Source organism: Streptomyces sp. Wb2n-11 (assembly GCF_001049855.1).
Classification (GTDB): domain Bacteria; phylum Actinomycetota; class Actinomycetes; order Streptomycetales; family Streptomycetaceae; genus Streptomyces; species Streptomyces altiplanensis.
Genome location: NZ_CVPB01000001.1, coordinates 3,047,461 through 3,065,635, shown reverse-complemented (window position 1 = coordinate 3,065,635; position 18,175 = coordinate 3,047,461). Strand labels below are relative to the sequence as shown.

The window sequence follows — 18,175 nt, the reverse complement described above, 5'->3', positions numbered from 1 at the left end:
ACAGAGCCCGGTGGAGGAGAGGCCGGTGGTGGAGGACAAGTCGGTGGGAGAACTGCTGTCCGAGGTCACCTCGGACGTGCAGCTGCTCTTCCGCAAGGAGATGGAGCTGGCCCGGCTCGAGATCCGTGAGGAAGCCACCAAGGCGGGCAAGGCCGCAGGGATGTACGGCGGAGCGGGATTCGCCGGATACATGGCGGCCCTCTTCGCATCACTGGCAGCCGTGTTCGGCCTGGCGAACGTGATGGACGGGGGCTGGGCCGCCCTGATCGTCACCGCGGTGTGGGCGGTGGTCGGTGCCGTCCTGTTCGTGATGGGACGCGCCCGGATGCGGACCGTGTCACCGAAGCCGGAACAGACCGTGCAGACACTGAAGGAGGACGCGCAATGGGCACGTCACCCGACCAAGTAAGGGCCGACATCGAGATGACGCGGGAGAAGCTGTCCGGCGACGTCGACCGGCTGGCCGACCGTACGAGTCCGCGCCGGATGGCGCACCGCCGCACCCAGCGGGTCCGCGGTGCGGTGTCGGGGGTGCGGGAGCGGGTCATGGGCACCGCCTCGCACACCACGAGCCGGGCCCAGGAGCGTACGCAGCAGACCGCGGGGCAGGCCGCGGACACCGTGCGCCAGACGGCGGGCCAGGCGGGCGAAGCGGTCAGGAAGGCGCCCGAGGAGGCGATACGGCAGACGGAGGGCAACCCGCTGGCGGCCGGTCTGATCGCCTTCGGCGCGGGGCTGCTGGCCGGCTCGATGCTGCCGAGTACGCAGGCCGAGCAGCAGGCGGCCGCGCAGCTGTCGGACCGGGCCAGTGGGGCCGTCGAACCGGTCAAGCAGGCGGCGGCCGAGTCGGCGCAGCACCTGAAGGAGGACGCCACCCAGGTCGCGCAGCAGGCGGTGCAGGAAGTCAAGGAGACTGCCGCCGAGGCCGCTCGTACGACGAAGGAGCAGGCGCGTGACCAGGCGGGTCAGGTCACGGAGCAGGCGCGTCAGTCGGGCCAGACGGTCGCGGGCGAGGCCCGGGACCAGACCGGGCGGGGGTGAGCGGCCCACGGCGCGCTCTGTGGCGACGCGCTCTTCCCCGACGGCCCGCACCGGGATCCTGATTCCCGGTGCGGGCCGTTCTTCCGCCGGTGATGCCGGTGATGCCGGTGATGCCGGTGATGCCGGTGATGCCGGTGATGCCGGTGATGCCGGTGGTTCCGTGGGTGTCCGGGAGGGGAGCCGCCGGCCGCGCGGGGGCGGTCACAGTTCGCGGTGGACCTTGGTGTTGGAGGCCTGGGCGCGGGGGCGGACCACCAGGAGGTCGATGTTGACGTGGCTGGGGCGGGTGACCGCCCACGTGACGGTCTCGGCCACGTCGTCGGCGGTGAGGGGTTCGGCGACGCCCTCGTAGACCTTGGCGGCCTTGTCGGTGTCGCCCCGGAAGCGGGTGGTGGCGAACTCCTCGGTCTTGACCATGCCGGGCGCGATCTCGATCACGCGGACCGGGGTGCCGACGATCTCCAGGCGGAGGGTCTCGGCGAGGACGTGCGCGCCGTGCTTGGCGGCGACGTAACCACCGCCGTTCTCGTACGTGCCGTGGCCGGCGGTGGAGGAGAGGACGACCACCGTGCCGTCGCCGCTCGCGGTGAGGGCGGGGAGCAGGGCCTGGGTGAGGTTGAGGGTGCCGATGACGTTGGTCTCGTACATCCGGCGCCAGTCGGCGGGGTCACTGGTGGCGACGGGGTCGGCGCCGAGTGCGCCGCCGGCGTTGTTGACGAGGAGGGCGAGGGTGCGGAAGGCGGTGGCGAACTCGTCGACCGCCGCACGGTCGGTGACGTCCAGCGCGTACGCCGTCGCCTGGTGGCCCGCGGCGGTGAGTTCGGCCTCCAGCGCCTCGATGCGGTCCTTGCGGCGGGCGGTGAGGACGACTCGGTAGCCGGCGGCGGCCAGCCGGCGGGCGGTGGCGGCGCCGATTCCGCTGCTTGCTCCGGTGATGACGGCGATAGGCGTAGGCATGGTGTACAGGCTAGCGAGAGCGTGGTGCGTACATGATCAGGGCCATTCCGGCGAGGCAGACGAGGGCGCCGACGACGTCCCAGCGGTCGGGCCGGTAGCCGTCGGCGATCATGCCCCAGGCGAGGGAGCCGGCGACGAAGACCCCGCCGTACGCGGCGAGGATGCGGCCGAATTCGCCCTCGGGCTGGAGGGTGGCGACGAAGCCGTACGCGCCGAGGGCGACGACTCCGGCGCCGATCCAGATCCAGCCGCGCCCGTGTCCCTGCCCGTGGCCCTGACCCCCGCCGCGCACGCCTTGCCAGACGAGCCAGGCGCCACCGATCTCCAGGAGGGCGGCGAGCAGGAAGAGGGCGGCGGAGCGGGCGACGGTCATGCGTTCAGCGTGCCACGGGACGAGGGGCGGTCGCTCCTTCCGGGCCATGGCACGTCAACGGTTGTTGGCCTACATTTGTTGGCATGAGTGAATCACCCGGCCCGCCTCCACCCGCCCCTGTTCCCGCGCCCGTGTCCGCCCCCGCGCCCCGTCGGTCCGACGCCACCAGGGCGGCGATCCTCGACGCCGCCCGCGAGCGGTTCGCGGCCGACGGGTACGAGCGCGCCACCATCCGCGCGATCGCGCGCGACGCCGGGATCGACCCGTCGATGGTGATGCGCTACTACGGCAACAAGGAGGGACTGTTCGCCGCCGCGTCCGAGTTCGACCTGAGGCTGCCGGACCTGGGGGAGGCGGCCGGGCCGGGCCGGCAGGTGGGCGCCGTCCTGGTCGGGCACTTCCTCGACCGCTGGGAGGAGGACGAGGTGCTGACCGCGCTGCTGCGGGTCGGTGTCACCAACGCCGCCGGGGCCGAGCGCATGCGGGCCGTGTTCCGGGAGCAGCTCGGTCCCGTCGCCGCCGCTGTCGTCCCGCACCCCGAGGAGGCGCCGGAGCGGGCCGCGCTGGTGGCCTCCCAGATACTCGGCATGGCGCTGGCGCGGTACGTGCTGCGGCTGCCGCCCGCCGTGGAGATGACGCGGCAGGAGGTCGTCGACTGGCTGGCGCCCACCGTGCAGCGGTACCTGACGGCGGAGCGGCCGCAGGCGGGTGGAGGCGGGCGCAGGCGTTTCTGACCCGCCGGCCGACTGCGCGGCGAGCCGGACCGCCGGGTCGACGAACGGCCGGACCGCCGGGTCGAGGGGGACCGGGTCAGGAAGCCCGTGCCGCCGTGCCGCCGTAGGTGCGCAGGGCGTCCTCGACGATCGTCTGCAGGCGCGAGTGGTGTGCGCCGTTCCAGTAGACGCGCTGACACTGCGTGCACTGGGCGAAGACGTCGTACGAGCGCTCGGTGCCGCCTTCGAGGAATTCGCTGACGGATTCCTTCGTGGCGCCCTCCAGGTCGCCGTTGCAGGCGACGCAGCGCGTCCACGGAGTGAGGGCGGGCGCGAACCGGCTGAGCACGTCGTCGAGCTGCTCCTCGGGGCGGTCGCTGTAGACGTACGCGCCGGCCCACAGCTCGCGGCGCCGCAGCAGCCCCCGGTCCCGCGACAGCAGTACGCGCCGGTCGCGCGCCGAGTACGCCGCGAGGGCCGGGTCGCCGATGTCCTCGCTGAAGTACGCCGTGTCGATGCCCAGCAGCCGCAGCCGCCGCGCCAGCGTGCCGAGGTGAACGTCGAGGAGGAAACGCAGCGGCGCCCCCGGCACCCGCTGCGGCCGCCGCACCGCGCGCACGTCGACCTTCTCGCCCGCCGCCGGGATGTGCGAGGCCGGGACTTCGCGGCCGTCGACGAGCAGCTGTCCCGCTTCGGTGAGCGGGATGCCGAGCGACTCGACGACGTGGCCGAGCGACGAGGCGCCGTCGGTGGTCAGGGCCGTACGTCCGTCGCGCCGCTGCGCCGCGACGAAGAGGTGCAGCTCGGGGGCGACGCTGAGGTGGATCTCCGGTCCGTTCACGCCGCCAGCATGCCACTGGGGCGGACGCCTCATCCAGCGGCTTTCCGGTCGGTGGGGGCCGCCGGGGGCGGTCATGGCGCGGGGTTCACGGTGTTCGCGTGATCTTTCGCGGGGCCGGCTTCCGCAGGGTCCAGCTCGTGGAGGATCCGGGTCAGGTCGGCCGGGGCGGCCGCGAGGCGCACCGGCGTGCCCGCGTCGTCGAGTTCGGCGATGTGCCAGCTCCTGGGCACGGTGTCGCCGTCGCTGCCCCGGGCACGCCGCACGTCCAGGACGGTGAGCCGCTCCACCGGTATCCGTTTCGCCGCGAACCGGCCCGGACCGGAGTGGGACGTCACCGCGGGCGGGCCGCCCCCGAGGACGACGTGGGTGCCGAAGCCGTACGGGTTGTAGTCGGTGTGTTCCAGGAAGCGGGCGGCCAGGAACACCTCCTTCTCCTCCCCGGCGGCCTCTTGGGCCACCGGGGCCCCTCCGGTCCCGCCTGCCTGTCCGATCCCTCCGACCCGTCCGATCCCTCCGACCTCTCCGGGCGTACGGATGCGGGTGGCGCGCCAGGCCAGGACGAAGAGGCCCAGCGTGGCCGACGAGCCCGCGGCCGCCCAGGTGACCGCCGTGGGAGAGGTGAGCAGGGTCGTGGGGTGGAGGTAACAGAGCGGCAGCAGCCACAGGGCCGTACCGGCGAGCGCGCCCGCGAACGGAAGGGCCGACGGGAGGACGTCGTCGTCGGGCAGCCGCCGCCCGCGCAGGCGCAGCAGCACCTGGGCACCGGGGTAGCCCGCGGCGAGGGCGAGTGCGGCCGCGATGACCGCCACGTCCCCGGGGGCGGGGACGTGCTCGCGCCACACGTGGTGCTCCCCGGCGACCTCCTTCACCTCGCCGCGCCAGACGGTCAGCCGGACGCCGTCGCCGGGCCGGAACCCCTGGGCGCCCTCCTGCGAGACCCCGAGCCGCTCCATCGGCCGGCTGTCGGCGAAGTACAGCCAGCTGCTCTGCCTGGGCCGGTTGGCCTCGGCCCGCTCGATCACCGCCGGCAGCGTGGTCAGGCAGTCCCTCCCCGGCTCCCGGCTCCGCCCGGACGCGGCGGGCGTCCCGGCGGCGCACGGTACGGCCGACTCCCACGCCCGCTCGTACGACGCGGTGTCCGGCACGCACCACGCGGCCACGCCCGCGCCCGCGAGCAGCAGCGCGCACAGGCCCACCGACCCGGTCCAGCCGCGCCCGGCGGTGCGGTACGAGACCACGGGGACGTGGCTCGACTCCGGGGCGCCGTGACGGCGGTGCAGCGCGCGCAGCGCGTCCAGCTTCGCGTCGAAGTCCGGGCGGTCGTCGGAGGACCAGCTCCGCGGCAGGGGCAGGAGCCACTTGCGTCCGTCGCGCAGTACCAGACCGGCGCGACGGGTCTCCGGAACCCGGGGGTTGTTCACGTGCTTCAGGTGTACGCGCAGGTCGGCGATGTCGTGCCACGGCACGCTCCGGCGGCGCAGCAGCGTCCGGCAGTGCAGACCGTACGCGTCGGCGCTCACCCGGGCGGCGACCCCGCGGAGCGACGCGACGCCCACCAGCGCGAGCAGCAGGCCGGCACCCAGCCACACGTCCAGGAGACCGCCCCCGTACGTCATGCGCACCGCGGCCAGGACCGCCCCGGCCGCCCCGAGCCCGACGGAGAACCACAGGGCGCGCGTCCAGGGGGAACGGCAGATCACTTCACGGGCCTCGGTCATGCACGAAATGCTGCCCTGGGCAGGGCCGTACGTTCTTGTGCGCAATGCGGCAGTCTTCCGGCCGGCGACGCTGCCGACCGGGCGACTGGATAACCGCACGACCGGGTACGCGGCGCGGACGACTGCCCGAGCGGGGAAAGGGGGGCGGGAACGGCGGTCGGGGAGAACCCGGCTGTCGGATCGTCGGCCTGTCAGGCCATCAGGTCCAGGCGCCAGTCGTTGCAGCGCATGATGCTTCCCGGCGGGAACTCGGAGTCGCACGGGCCGGCGAGCTCGAAACCGCCTTCCCGCACAGGGCGTTCGACACGGGATTGGCGACCGAGGGCAACGCGTGCAGGAAGCGGTGTCCGCCGACCGGTCCTGAAGGCCGTGCGCGGACATGACGGGCCGATTCCGGTCGCCCGGCCGCCCGGTCGTACGGCCGGGGTGCGCTGCCGGGGAAGCACCCGAGGAAGGCTTCTCGGTCAGCGTCCGAGGCCCGACTCCCAGGCCCAGGCGGCTATCTCGACCCTGTTGCGGACACCGAGTTTGCCCTGGACGTTGGTGAGATGGGTCTTCACGGTGCCCGCGCTGATGTGCAGGGCGGCGGCGATTTCCGCGTTGGTGTGCCCGCGGGAGACGAGGGCGGCGACCTCGGTCTCCCGCGGGGACAGGGGCGAGGGGCGGGCCGGAGCGGCTGCGGGGCGGACGAAACGCTGGAGCAGGCGGACGGCGATGGAGGGGCTGATGAGGGCCTCGCCGGAGGCGGCGGAGCGGACGGCCTCGGCCAGCAGGCGAGGGCCCGCGTCCTTGAGGAGGAAGCCGCAGGCGCCGTGGTGCAGGGCCTGGTGGACGTACTCGTCGTCCCCGAAGGTCGTCACCATGACGACCTGCGGGGCGTGCGCGGCCCCGGGCCGGTGCAGGTGCCTCAGCGCCTCGATGCCGTTCAGCCGCGGCATGCGGATGTCCATGAGGACGACGTCGGGGCGGTGCTGTTCGGCCTGCTGGATCGCGGCGACCCCGTCGGCGGCCTGGGCGACGACCTCGATGTCGTCCTCGGCCGCCAGGATCATGGCCATGCCGGTGCGGACGATCGTCTGGTCGTCCGCGAGAAGGACACGGATGGTCATCGCAGTGCCTGTCGTAGGGGGAGCGGGAGTTCGAGCGCGACGTGCCAGCCGGACTCCGGGGCGGGCCCTGCGGTCAGTGTGCCGCCGACGGCGTGGGTGACCTCGCGCAGGCCGCGCAGTCCGTAGCCGGTGTCGCCGGACGGGTGCTGGTGTCCGTCGTCGGTGATCCGCACGGTCACCCGGCGGCGGGAGACGTCCAGGCGCACCCGCACGGTGGTGCAGTCGCGGGCGTGTCTGCGGATGTTCGTCAGCGCTTCCATGACGACACGTTCCACCAGGTGGGCAGCGTCCGCGGGGAGGGAGTCGGTCCGGCCGGTCTCGGTGAAGCGGACCCGGGCGCCGGGCAGCCGGCAGTCGGCGACGAGGGCGCGGACGGCGTCCGTGCCCGGTGCCTGTCTGTCCGGGACGATGTCCTCGCGCAGGGCGCCGACCATCTTCCGCATGGCGGTCAGCGCTTCCGCTCCGGTGGTCTCGATCAGTTCGAGGGCGTCGCCCACCGCCTGGGGCTTTTTGGCCGCGACGGCACGGGCCCCTTGTGCCTGGACCACGATGCCCGATATGTGGTGGGCGACGAAGTCGTGCAGGTCCCGGGCGAAACCGAGGCGCTGTTCGAGCCTGATCTGCTCCTCGCGCTGCCGGCGGGAGACGACGACCAGACGGCCGGTGAGGCCGGAGGCCAGGGCGCCGCTGGCCACCAGCGTCAGGACGAGCGCGACGATACTGCTGCCCTCGTCCACCTCGATCACCAGCGGCCGCACGATGAGGGCGGTCATGAGCAGCGGCAGAGCGACGGCGGTGCCGGCCGGGGAACCCCGCCGCGCCGTCACGTGCGTCAACACCATCAGGGCGGCCGGCTCCAAGAGGGTGTAGGCGTCCGAAGCCTGGCTCAGGGGCGAGCCGCTGCCCGCCGCCGCACGCAGTCCGACCGAGCAGGCCAGCGACACCAGGGCCGCTCCGCACGCCGCCCACGCCAGCATCGCGGGCGGCAGCGTGATTCCCACCGCCGGGAAGGCGACGGCCGCCGCCGCGGCCGTCGACAGGTACAGCAGGATTCCGGTGCCCTGGTGCTCCAGGGCACCGGTGCCGAAGTCGATCAGCAGGGCCAGGCCGAGGGCGCAGAGCAGCAAGGCGCCGCCGACGAACCGGCCGACGGCCGCGGCGCGCGGTGAACTGGGCATGGTGGGCAATCTAGCCGCGCTCGCCCCCCGGCCCCCTCTGACGAAAGTCGTAGCCGTCCGCCGGGGAATGGGACTTTCAGGAGATCTGCCGGACCCGGCTCCGGAAGGAGGCTGGACCACGTCAGCGCCGCTCGTCCTGATCGAAGGAACAGCCCTCATGGACATCCGATACCAGGTGGACTCCGCGCCCGTTCTCGGCCCCGCGCTCGTCCTGTTCGCTGCCGGCACCGCCGTCCAGGTGTGGCGCGACGTGTGGAACACGCGCCGTGCCCTGCTGCAGCTGGCCGCCGCCGTCTACGCCGCCGCGGTCCTCTCCCTGACGGTCTTCCCGCTGAACGTGACCTGGGGGGAGTACGCCAACCAGGCCCCCTGGACCGGTCAGATCAACTTCATCCCGCTGCTCACCGCGGACATCACCATCGTCCCCAACGTCATCATGATGGTGCCGGCCGGATTCCTGCTGCCCCTGTTGTTCCGGCAGGCCACCTCGGCCTCGCGGGCGGCCCTGATGACGGCGGCGGCCAGCCTGTCCGTGGAAGCAGCCCAGCTGCTGTCCTACATCGCCCTGAACAACGGCCGTTCAGTGGACGTCAACGACCTCCTCGCCAATACCCTCGGCGGACTCGTCGGCTACGCCCTGGTGACCCTCGCCCTGCGCGCACCGGCTCTGCGCGGCCCCCTCCTCGCGGCCTCGCCGCCCCGCTCCGCTGCGCTCCAGGAAGACCGCCGGCGGGCCGCGACCGCCGGCGCGCCCCGGCCCGTCCCGGTCACGGACCCCGTCATCCGCCCCTGATCCAGGCCGGCGGCTGCTACCGGGCGGCGTCGAGGCCACGCCGGACCTCACCTGCGTCCCGCCCGGCGGCCTGCCCGTCACCGCCTTCGGCCCGGGCGGCACGCAGGCCGGTCCCGCCGAGCAGGCCGCGGGCGTTCGGGATCACCCTCTCCGGCGCCGGGACGGCCTGCGCCGGTGTCGGCCCGGAGAGCACCAGCGGCGACGGCGGCACCGGGCACAGCACCGTCGTCTCCGTCGTCGGCGAAGACCCCGGCCCCCTCCCGCTCACGGTCGGCAGCGTCCTCGTCGGCGATCCCGTCGTCCCCGGCCGGCCCACCGGCCCGCAGGACGCCGTCCCCTTCCCCTCCCGGGACCCGTCCCTGAAACGGGCGGAGCGGGCGCGCGGCGCGGGAGCACCGCGCCGCGCGCCCGCCGCGGAACGGAAAGGGCGGGGCCCGAAGACCCCGCCCACGACCACCGAAGCCCCGGCTCAGGGCCAGACCAGGCAGTACGCCTGGTGCCCCGCCTCGTGCAGGCGGTGGCTGAAGTCCTGCCACTCGTGCAGCAGCTGGTAGACGTTGAACGCGTCGCGCGGGCCCCCGCGGTCCGGGACCGTGGACCAGATGAAGGCCGCCGCGCCCACCGACTCCTCGCCGACGCCGCGCAGCGGGTCGACGACCGTCATGGGGAGCTTGACCACCGCGTAATCGGGGTGGAGCACGACCAGCTCCAGCGGTGGCACCTTGTGCAGGGGTATGCCCTCGATGCCGGTCAGGACCATCGCGGCCACCGTCTCCGGCTTGATCTTCGTGAACATGCCGCCCATGCCGAGCTCGTCGCCGCCCAGCTCCTCCGGACGCATCGAGATGGGCACGCGGGCCGCAGTGGCTCCGTTCGGAGCGCCGAAGTACTTGTAGGTCACCCCCACCCGGCCGCTCCTGTTTCCCGTGTCCGCGTTCACGTTCGCCTCGCGCCTGTCCGCCCGCGCCCCGCGCCCCCGCTCACGCCTGTGCCGGCCGCGCTGGGACCCGTCGGGACCCAGGTCGTCGGTCCCCTCGCCCACTCCGCCACCGCGATGCATATCTCCACCCGACCACTCGCGGCCACGGCCGCGCAACCCGATCATCGTGTCAGTGACCTCCCCCGCGACCGTGCGGTGAAACACCTGACCGCAAGACCGCCGGAGCCTCTGACACCATGGCTTGTGTGAGCTTCCCCTATGACGCCCCAGTTTCGCAGACGCTTTTCGACCGCGCGTCCCTTGTGACGCCCGGCGGCGTGAACTCTCCGGTCCGCGCATTTCGTGCCGTGGGCGGTACGCCCCGGTTCATGGTGTCCGGTACCGGTCCGTACCTCACCGACGCCGACGGCCGTGAGTACGTCGACCTCGTGTGCTCGTGGGGGCCGATGATCCTCGGCCACTCCCACCCGCAGGTCGTCGCCGCGGTCCAGGAGGCCGTCGCCCGCGGCACCTCCTTCGGCACGCCCGGCGAGGGCGAGGTCGCACTGGCCGAGGAGATCGTCGCCAGGGTCGCACCCGTCGAGCAGGTGCGACTCGTCTCCAGCGGCACCGAGGCGACCATGTCGGCCATCCGCCTCGCCCGCGGCTTCACCGGCCGGGCCAAGGTCGTGAAGTTCGCCGGCTGCTACCACGGCCACGTGGACGCGCTCCTCGCCGCCGCCGGGTCCGGCCTCGCGACCTTCGCGCTGCCGGACACGCCCGGCGTGACGGGTGCTCAGGCCGGCGACACGATCGTCCTGCCGTACAACGACCTGGACGCCGTACGGGCCGCCTTCGCCGCGCATCCCGGCGAGATCGCCTGCGTCATCACCGAGGCCTCGCCCGGCAACATGGGCGTCGTCCCGCCGGCCGACGGCTTCAACGCCGGTCTCAAGGACCTGTGCCGGGCCGACGGCGCGCTCTACATCTCCGACGAGGTCATGACCGGCTTCCGTACGTCGAAGGCCGGCTGGTACGGCGTCGACGGCGTCGCCCCCGACCTCATGACCTTCGGCAAGGTCATGGGCGGCGGCTTCCCGGCCGCTGCCTTCGGCGGCCGCGCCGACGTCATGGCGCACCTCGCGCCGGCCGGCCCCGTCTACCAGGCGGGCACCCTCTCCGGGAACCCGGTCGCGACCGCCGCCGGCCTCGCGCAGCTGCGGCTGCTCGACGACGGGGCGTACGCCGTGGTCGACGCGGTGTCGAGGGAGATCCAGGAGCTGGTCACCCTGGCGCTCACCAAGGAAGGTGTCGCGCACCGCGTCCAGAGCGCCAGCAACATGTTCTCCGTGTTCTTCACGGCCGACGAGGTGCGCAACTACGACGACGCGCGGAAGCAGGAAGCCTTCCGCTTCAACGCCTTCTTCCACTCGATGCTCGCCGACGGCGTCTACCTGCCGCCGTCCGCCTTCGAGTCCTGGTTCGTCTCCACCGCCCACGACGCGCGGGCCGTCGAGCGCATCGCCGCCGCGCTGCCCGCCGCCGCCCGCGCCGCAGCGGAGGCCACGGCATGAGCGAGACCACCGTCGTCCACTTGGTGCGCCACGGTGAAGTGCACAATCCGGACGGGGTGCTGTACGGGCGCCGGTCCGGATACCACCTCTCCGACCTCGGCCGGCAGATGGCCGACCGGGTCGCCGAGCACCTCGCGGAGCGCGACATCACGCACGTCGTCTCCTCGCCGCTGGAGCGCGCCCAGGAGACCGCGGCGCCGGTCGCCAGGTCGCACGGGCTCGACCTGGCCACCGACGAGCGGCTGATCGAGGCGGCCAACGTCTTCGAGGGCAAGACCTTCGGGGTCGGGGACGGCGCGCTGCGCAGGCCCGGGAACTGGCGGCACCTGACGAACCCGTTCCAGCCGTCCTGGGGCGAGCCGTACATCGAGCAGGTCGTACGGATGATGGGCGCCCTGAACGCCGCGCGCGACGCGGCCCGCGGGCACGAGGCGGTCGCCGTCAGCCATCAGCTGCCGATCTGGATCGTACGGAGCTTCGTCGAGCGGCGGCGGCTGTGGCACGACCCGCGCAGGCGGCAGTGCACGCTCGCCTCGCTCACCACCTTCACGTTCCAGGGCGACAAGATCGTGTCCGTCGGCTACAGCGAGCCGGCCCGCGATCTCGTGCCCCCGCACCTGCTGGCCGGAGCCAAGCCCGTGAAGGGTAAAACGAAGGCATTCGGCGCGTAATACCAATCACTTCCTGGTCATTTTCGGGTCACTCCTGGGAAAAACATGTCGGTTCGTCGGAACCGGCGTCTTCATCAGCACCTCTAACCCGGCGTCCGTCGTAAGAGCCGACGGGCGTCTACGGGGATGACGAGTGCGGATGGGGACACGGGTATGCGGGACATGAGTCGAAGGGGTCTGCTGGGACTGGGACTGGGACTCGGAGCGGCGGCCGCGGCCGGCCTGGCCGGCTGCGGCGCTTCCGGGGCGTCGGACCCGGGGCACCCCGGCCCGGCCAAGGGCAAGGGAAGCGACGGCGGTGGCACCCCGCCCCCGACCAGGACGGGCGGCGACGTACGCCTGATAGGCGACGGCTCGACGGCCGACACCGGCAAGCAGCCGAACCAGCCGGACAAGCCCGTACCGCTCCAGCCCGGTGAGACGCCGCCCCAGTTCGTGATCTTCTCCTGGGACGGGGCGGGCGAGGTCGGCAACGGCCTGTTCCCGCGCTTCCTCAAGCTCGCCAGGGACCACGACGCGGCGATGACCTTCTTCCTCTCCGGGCTCTACCTGCTCCCCGAGTCGAAGAAGAGCCTCTACAAGCCGCCGAACAACCCCGTCGGCGCCTCCGACATCGGCTACCTCACCGACGGGCACATCAAGGACACGCTGAAGTACGTCCGCCAGGCCTGGCTCGAAGGCCATGAGATAGGCACGCACTTCAACGGGCACTTCTGCGCGGGCTCGGGCACCGTCGGCAACTGGACGCCCGCCCAGTGGGAGAACGAGACCGCCCAGGCCAAGTCCTTCGTCACCGAGTGGAAGACCAACAGCGGCTGGACCGACCTCGACCCGCTGCCCTTCGACTACGAGAAGGAACTCGCCGGCGGCCGTACCCCCTGCCTCCTCGGCCAGGACAACCTCCTCCCGACGGCGAAGAAGCTCGGCTGGCGCTACGACGCCAGCTCGCCCGGCGGCCACCAGATCTGGCCCGTCAAGCGGGGCGGCCTGTGGGACCTGCCGCTCCAGGCGATGCCGTTCCCGGGCCACTCCTTCGAGGTGCTCTCGATGGACTACAACATCCTCGCCAACCAGTCGAAGAATTCGACCCAGGGCGTGCCGTCCCGCTACCCGGGCTGGAAGAAGCAGGCCACCGAGGCGTATCTCTCCGGTTTCCGGCGGGCGTACGAGAGCAATCGCGCGCCGTTCTGCATAGGCAACCACTTCGAGCAGTGGAACGGCGGCATCTACATGGACGCCGTCGAGGAAGCGCTCAAGGGCATGGCGGGCAAGAAGGACGTGCGGCTGGTCTCCTTTCGGCAGTTCTGCGACTGGCTCGACGTGCAGGACCCGAAGGTGCTCGGCAAACTGCGCTCCCTCCAGGTGGGCCAGTCCCCGGCGGGCGGCTGGAAGTCTTTCCTTAAGAGCTCTTGACAAGGGGCTTTACGGGCACCGCGGGGGGCGCGGAAGATCCCTGGAACGCTCATGCGAAACTTTTCACATGAGCCTTAGCCGCGTCTCCCGCCGCCGCTCGAACCGCACCCGCCACGCAGCGTCGGCGGCCGCCGTCGCGGTCGCGGGCGCACTCACCCTCTCCGCGTGCGGAGGCGACGGCGCCACGTCGTCGGGGTCGAGCGGCGCGAAGTTCGTGACCGGCAGCGGGGGCATCTCCACCGTCGCCAAGGGCGAGCGGCAGGACGCCCCGAAGCTCGACGGCGAGACGCTCGAAGGCGAGAAGCTCGACATCGACGACTTCAAGGGCAAGGTCGTCGTCCTGAACGTCTGGGGTTCGTGGTGCTCGCCCTGCCGGGCCGAGGCGCCGAATTTCGCGAAAGTCTCCGAGGAGACCAAGGACAAGGGAGTCGAGTTCGTCGGGATCAACACCCGTGACGACTCCAAGGGCCCCGCGATCGAGTTCGAAAAGCAGTGGGGCATCACCTATCCCAGCTTCTACGATCCGATCGGCAAGCTGGTTCTCCGCTTTCCCAAGGGCAGCCTGAATCCCCAGGCCATTCCGTCGACGATCGTGATCGACCGTGAGGGCAAGATCGCGGCCCGCTCGCTGATGGCCCTCAACGAGAAGAAGCTGCACCAGATGATCGACCCGCTGATCGCGGAGAAGTGACCACGTGAGCGTTCTCGCCGCCGCGGTCACCGACCCGAACCCGACGGTTCTGAGCGGTGCCCTGATACTCGCGCTGCCGATCGCCGTCGCCGCCGGTCTCGTCTCCTTCTTCTCGCCGTGCGTGCTGCCGCTCGTACCCGGCTATCTGTCGTACGTCACCGGGATCAGCGGCACCGACCTGGCCGAGGCCAAGCGCGGCCGTATGGTCGCCGGCGCCTCGCTCTTCGTGCTCGGCTTCAGTGCAGTCTTCGTCTCGACCGGCGCGCTCTTCGGCTACTTCGGCTCGACGCTCCAGGAGCACCAGGAGACGCTCTCCATGGTGCTCGGCGGGCTGATGATCCTCCTGGGCGTCTTCTTCATGGGGCTGCTGCCCTGGATCACCCAGCGCGAGTTCCGTTTCCACAAGCGGCCGGCGGCCGGACTCGCGGGAGCGCCCGTACTCGGTGCCCTCTTCGGCATCGGCTGGGCGCCGTGCACCGGTCCGACGCTCGGCGCGGTCCAGACGCTCGCCCTCAGCGACGGGAGCGCGGGACGCGGGGCCGTACTGACCGTCGCGTACTGCCTCGGCCTCGGCGTGCCCTTCGTGCTCGCCGCGATGGCGTTCCGGCGGGCGCTCGGTGCGTTCGCCTGGGTCAAGAAGCACTACGCCTGGGTGATGCGCATCGGCGGACTGATGATGATCGCGACCGGCATCCTGCTCGTCACGGGGATCTGGAACGGCATCATTCAGGACATGCAGGGCTGGACGGAAAGCTTCACGGTGGGGATCTGAGTTCCATGAGCAAGACCGAGACGACCGACGAGACGGCCGCGGCCGCCGCGGCCGCCGAACACGACGAGCAGGAGCTCGGCGAAGCCGGTGCCCAGCTCTCCACCGTTCCCCGGGAGCGGGTGGTCCCCGGCTCCTTCGGCGGCGTGATGCAGCCCGGCGCGGCCGGCCGGATCGCCTGGGCCTGGCGCGAGACGACGGGCTGGGTGCGCTGGTTCTGGCGGCAGCTGACGTCGATGCGCGTCGCGCTGATCCTGCTGTTCCTGCTGTCACTGGGCGCGATCCCCGGGTCGCTGGTCCCGCAGACCGGTGTCGACGAGACGAAGGTCGAGGACTTCAGGGCGGCGCACGAGACGCTCGCGCCGATCTACGACGACCTCGGGCTCTTCAATGTCTACAGCTCGGTGTGGTTCTCCGCGATCTACATCCTTCTGTTCGTCTCGCTCATCGGCTGCATCGTGCCCCGCACCTGGCAGTTCGTGGGCCAGCTCCGCAGCCGCCCGCCGGGCGCGCCCGGCCGCCTGACGCGGCTTCCGGCGTACACCACCTGGCGTACGGAGACGGACCCCGAGCAGGTCCGTGAGGCCGCGCTGGCGATGCTCAAGCAGCGCCGCTTCCGGTCCCACGCCGTCGGGGACGCGGTCGCCGCCGAGAAGGGGTACCTGCGCGAGGCCGGGAACCTGATCTTCCACATCGCGCTCATCGTGATGCTGGTGTCCTTCGCCACCGGGCAGCTCTTCAAGTCCGAGGGCGGCAAGCTGATCGTCGAGGGCGGCGGTTTCGCGAACACCCTCACGCAGTACGACGACTTCAAGTCCGGGTCGCTCTTCGACCGGGACCACGACCTGGCGCCGTTCAGCTTCACACTCGACAAGTTCGTCGGGACGTACGAGCGCACCGGCCCCCAGCGCGGCACGCCCCGTACGTACGAGGCCCATGTGACGTACGCCGAGGGGGCGGACGGCGCCGGGAAGAAGACCAGGATCGAGGTGAACCGGCCGCTGGAGGTCGACGGCTCGAAGGTCTACCTGATCGGCCACGGGTACGCCCCGGTCGTCACCGTCAGGGACGGCAAGGGCAGGGAGGTCTTCAAGGGCGCGGTGCCGCTGCTGCCCATGGACTCCAACGTCACCTCGTCCGGCGCGATCAAGGTGATGGACGGCTACCGCGACAAGGACGGCAAGAAGGAGCAGCTGGGCTTCCAGGCGTTCTTCGTGCCGACGTTCGCGGGCGCCGGCAAGGGCACGATGCTCTCCCAGTACCCGGGTCTCGACTTCCCCGTCCTCGCGCTCAACGCCTTCCACGGCAGCCTCGGCGTGGACGCGGGCCTGCCGCAGAACGTCTACCAGCTCGACAAGCGCAAGATGAAGGCGTTCAAGGACGACCGGGGCGCCGACCTCAAGCAGCGACTGCTGCCCGGCGAGACCATGAAGCTGCCGGACGGCGCCGGGTCCATCACGTTCGAGAAGGACGTCAAGGAGTGGGCGACCTTCCAGATCTCGCAGCAGCCCGGCAACGTACCCGCACTGGTGGGGGCCGTCGCCGCGATCGCGGGGCTCGCCGGATCGCTGTTCATCCAGCGCCGCCGCGTCTGGGTCCGGGCCGTACGGGGCAAGGACGGCGTCACCGTCGTCGAGATGGCCGGACTCGGCCGCAGTGAGTCCTCGAAGCTTCCCGAGGAACTGGCCGACCTGGCCGCAACGCTCAATTCACAGGCGCCGACGGCACCTGATCCCGCTGAACCCGTCGAAGGAGTCCGCGCGTGAATCTCGCGGCCGCAACCAACGAGAACCTCGCCCACATCAGCAATGTGCTGATCTATTCGTCGATGGCCGTCTACACGCTGGCCTTCTTCGCCCACATCGCCGAGTGGGTCTTCGGCAGCCGCAGCAAGGTCGGCCGCACGGCCGCCGCGCTGACCGCCGGCACAGCGGCGGCCCCTCCGGTGACCGTGCGCTCCGGCGGCTCCACGGCCGTCCTCGACAAGCCGAGGGTCGTCACCCGGTCCGCGGCGGGCACCCGCGACGTGCCGGACGGTCCGGGAGCGGCGGGCGGCACCGAGAAGGGCGACCTCTACGGACGTGTCGCCGTCTCGCTGACCGTCCTCGCCTTCCTCGTCGAGGCGGGCGGCGTGGTGGCCCGCGCCCTGTCGGTGCAGCGCGCGCCGTGGGGCAACATGTACGAGTTCTCGATCACCTTCTCCACCGTGGTCGTCGGTGTGTACCTGGCGATCCTGGCCGCGAAGAAGAACGTCCGCTGGGCCGGCCTGCCGCTGGTCACCACGGTCCTGCTGGACCTGGGCATCGCCACGACGTGGCTCTACACCGACAGCGACCAGCTGGTGCCCGCACTGGACTCGTACTGGCTGTGGATCCACGTCTCCACCGCGATCTTCTGCGGCGCGGTGTTCTACCTCGGCGCGGTCGGCACGCTGCTCTACCTCTTCCGTGACGGCTACGAGGCGAAGCTCGCGGGCGGCGGCAAGCCGGGCGCCTTCGCCTCGTCCGTCCTGGAGCGCCTCCCGTCCGCCGCCTCGCTCGACAAGTTCGCCTACCGCGTGAACGCCGCCGTCTTCCCGCTGTGGACGTTCACGATCATCGCGGGCGCGATCTGGGCGGGCGACGCGTGGGGCCGCTACTGGGGCTGGGACCCCAAGGAGGTCTGGTCCTTCATCACCTGGGTCGCGTACGCCTGCTACCTGCACGCGCGCGCGACGGCGGGCTGGAAGGGCCGCAAGGCCGCCTACCTGGCGCTCTTCGCGTTCGGCTGCTGGCTGTGGAACTACTACGGCGTGAACATCTTCCTCAGCGGCAAGCACTCGTACGCGGGGGTCTGACCCGCTCCCGGGCCCGGCTCGCACGAGCCGGGCCGAGGGGAGAGGCTGGTGTCATGACGGACGAGATCCCTCATGGCACCAGTGAACCCCGGGACTCCGGGGCCGTACTGAGGTTCACGCTGGACCTCCCGCAGCCCGCGCACCGGGTCTGGCCCGCCGTCGCGACCCCGGAGGGCCTGCGGGAGTGGCTCGCCGCCGTCGAGCGGCTGGAGCCGCGCCTGGGCGGCGCGGTCACGCTGCGGTGGCTGAACCCCGGGGACGACGGCGACGACGCCGTCGAGCACGGCACGGTCACCGCCTGGGACCCGGAGCACGTCGCCGAGTACACCGTCGCCGTGCACGGGCGGGTCCGCTTCCACCTGGAGCCGGCCTGGGCGGGCGCCATCGGCACGGTGCTGCGCTTCACCGACGAGGTGGCGGCGGCCGGCGACGCCGATCGGCTGAGCCGCCTCGCGGGCTGGCACCAGCACTTCGCGTACCTCCTGGCCGCACTCGACGGCCGCCCGCGGGACTGGTCGCAGTGGGACCCGGACCGCTACCGCGAGCTGTACGCCGGGTAGCCGTTGCGGGGCGGTGCGG

General features: G+C 71.9%; 20 protein-coding genes. 12 read left to right on the top strand and 8 right to left on the bottom strand.

The annotated features are described in order from the left end of the window. Positions 1–25 precede the first annotated feature (25 nt). Both BN1555_RS13820 and BN1555_RS13815 read left to right on the top strand, forming a co-directional pair. The gene (locus tag BN1555_RS13820) at positions 26–409 is read left to right on the top strand and encodes a phage holin family protein (RefSeq protein WP_255306026.1); all 384 of its coding nucleotides are present in this window, start codon (positions 26–28) and stop codon (positions 407–409) included. After that, positions 385–1,041, top strand: coding sequence for a DUF3618 domain-containing protein (locus BN1555_RS13815; protein ID WP_093799665.1), 657 nt, complete (start codon positions 385–387; stop codon positions 1,039–1,041). Before BN1555_RS13820 ends, BN1555_RS13815 begins: the two co-directional genes overlap by 25 nt. A gap of 201 nt (positions 1,042–1,242) precedes the next feature. On the opposite strand, the gene BN1555_RS13810 is transcribed toward BN1555_RS13815, so the two are convergent. Together BN1555_RS13810 and BN1555_RS13805 are read right to left on the bottom strand one after the other, a co-directional pair. Next, positions 1,243–1,998 (bottom strand): SDR family NAD(P)-dependent oxidoreductase, encoded by a 756-nt coding sequence (locus tag BN1555_RS13810; protein WP_093799664.1) that lies wholly within the window; start codon positions 1,996–1,998, stop codon positions 1,243–1,245. A 10-nt stretch (positions 1,999–2,008) separates the two neighbouring features. Then, positions 2,009–2,371 carry a YnfA family protein gene (locus BN1555_RS13805; RefSeq protein WP_093799663.1) on the bottom strand — a complete coding sequence of 121 codons (363 nt, stop codon included), beginning with the start codon at positions 2,369–2,371 and terminating at the stop codon, positions 2,009–2,011. Positions 2,372–2,454: 83 nt separating this feature from the next. On the opposite strand from BN1555_RS13805, the gene BN1555_RS13800 reads away from it, so the two are divergent. Continuing rightward, positions 2,455–3,105 carry a TetR/AcrR family transcriptional regulator gene (locus BN1555_RS13800; protein ID WP_093799662.1) on the top strand — a complete coding sequence of 217 codons (651 nt, stop codon included), beginning with the start codon at positions 2,455–2,457 and terminating at the stop codon, positions 3,103–3,105. 76 nt (positions 3,106–3,181) lie between these two features. Here the strand turns inward: BN1555_RS13800 and BN1555_RS13795 are convergent, their stop codons facing one another. From BN1555_RS13795 to BN1555_RS13775, 4 genes are all read right to left on the bottom strand, one after another. Further along, on the bottom strand, positions 3,182–3,925 hold the full coding sequence (locus BN1555_RS13795) for a Mut7-C RNAse domain-containing protein (RefSeq protein ID WP_093799661.1): 744 nt from the start codon (positions 3,923–3,925) through the stop codon (positions 3,182–3,184). 71 nt (positions 3,926–3,996) lie between these two features. Beyond that, a complete protein-coding gene (locus tag BN1555_RS13790) occupies positions 3,997–5,643 on the bottom strand; it encodes a PH domain-containing protein (protein ID WP_093799660.1) in 1,647 nt (548 codons plus the stop codon). A gap of 464 nt (positions 5,644–6,107) precedes the next feature. After that, positions 6,108–6,752 (bottom strand): response regulator transcription factor, encoded by a 645-nt coding sequence (locus BN1555_RS13780; RefSeq protein ID WP_093799659.1) that lies wholly within the window; start codon positions 6,750–6,752, stop codon positions 6,108–6,110. Next, a complete protein-coding gene (locus BN1555_RS13775; protein ID WP_176710033.1) occupies positions 6,749–7,930 on the bottom strand; it encodes a sensor histidine kinase in 1,182 nt (393 codons plus the stop codon). Before BN1555_RS13775 ends, BN1555_RS13780 begins: the two co-directional genes overlap by 4 nt. Before the next feature lie 157 nt (positions 7,931–8,087). Between BN1555_RS13775 and BN1555_RS13770 the strand changes: the two genes are divergently transcribed. Then, positions 8,088–8,723 (top strand): VanZ family protein, encoded by a 636-nt coding sequence (locus tag BN1555_RS13770; protein WP_093799657.1) that lies wholly within the window; start codon positions 8,088–8,090, stop codon positions 8,721–8,723. 16 nt (positions 8,724–8,739) lie between these two features. Here BN1555_RS13770 and BN1555_RS13765 read toward each other — a convergent pair whose 3' ends face one another. Together BN1555_RS13765 and BN1555_RS13760 are read right to left on the bottom strand one after the other, a co-directional pair. Then, entirely contained in the window at positions 8,740–8,991 is a 252-nt protein-coding gene (locus BN1555_RS13765) for a hypothetical protein (RefSeq protein WP_141662847.1), read from the bottom strand. A gap of 201 nt (positions 8,992–9,192) precedes the next feature. Next, on the bottom strand, positions 9,193–9,783 hold the full coding sequence (locus BN1555_RS13760; RefSeq protein ID WP_093799655.1) for a hypothetical protein: 591 nt from the start codon (positions 9,781–9,783) through the stop codon (positions 9,193–9,195). Positions 9,784–9,899: 116 nt separating this feature from the next. Here BN1555_RS13760 and hemL point away from each other — a divergent pair, with 116 nt between their 5' ends. From hemL to BN1555_RS13720, 8 genes are all read left to right on the top strand, one after another. After that, a complete protein-coding gene (gene hemL / locus BN1555_RS13755) occupies positions 9,900–11,216 on the top strand; it encodes a glutamate-1-semialdehyde 2,1-aminomutase (protein ID WP_093799654.1) in 1,317 nt (438 codons plus the stop codon). Further along, positions 11,213–11,887 carry a histidine phosphatase family protein gene (locus BN1555_RS13750; RefSeq protein WP_093799653.1) on the top strand — a complete coding sequence of 225 codons (675 nt, stop codon included), beginning with the start codon at positions 11,213–11,215 and terminating at the stop codon, positions 11,885–11,887. The genes hemL and BN1555_RS13750 overlap by 4 nt, the downstream gene beginning before the upstream one ends. Before the next feature lie 153 nt (positions 11,888–12,040). Beyond that, on the top strand, positions 12,041–13,300 hold the full coding sequence (locus BN1555_RS13745) for a polysaccharide deacetylase family protein (RefSeq protein ID WP_093799652.1): 1,260 nt from the start codon (positions 12,041–12,043) through the stop codon (positions 13,298–13,300). Between the two features lie 67 nt (positions 13,301–13,367). Continuing rightward, on the top strand, positions 13,368–13,991 hold the full coding sequence (locus BN1555_RS13740; protein ID WP_093799651.1) for a TlpA family protein disulfide reductase: 624 nt from the start codon (positions 13,368–13,370) through the stop codon (positions 13,989–13,991). A 4-nt stretch (positions 13,992–13,995) separates the two neighbouring features. Beyond that, positions 13,996–14,763 (top strand): cytochrome c biogenesis CcdA family protein, encoded by a 768-nt coding sequence (locus BN1555_RS13735; protein WP_093799650.1) that lies wholly within the window; start codon positions 13,996–13,998, stop codon positions 14,761–14,763. 5 nt (positions 14,764–14,768) lie between these two features. Next, entirely contained in the window at positions 14,769–16,526 is a 1,758-nt protein-coding gene (locus tag BN1555_RS13730) for a cytochrome c biogenesis protein ResB (RefSeq protein WP_093799649.1), read from the top strand. Beyond that, entirely contained in the window at positions 16,523–17,596 is a 1,074-nt protein-coding gene (gene ccsB, locus BN1555_RS13725; RefSeq protein ID WP_093799648.1) for a c-type cytochrome biogenesis protein CcsB, read from the top strand. The genes BN1555_RS13730 and ccsB overlap by 4 nt, the downstream gene beginning before the upstream one ends. Before the next feature lie 53 nt (positions 17,597–17,649). Then, positions 17,650–18,156 (top strand): SRPBCC domain-containing protein, encoded by a 507-nt coding sequence (locus BN1555_RS13720; protein ID WP_093799647.1) that lies wholly within the window; start codon positions 17,650–17,652, stop codon positions 18,154–18,156. The last annotated feature ends 19 nt before the right edge of the window (positions 18,157–18,175 follow it).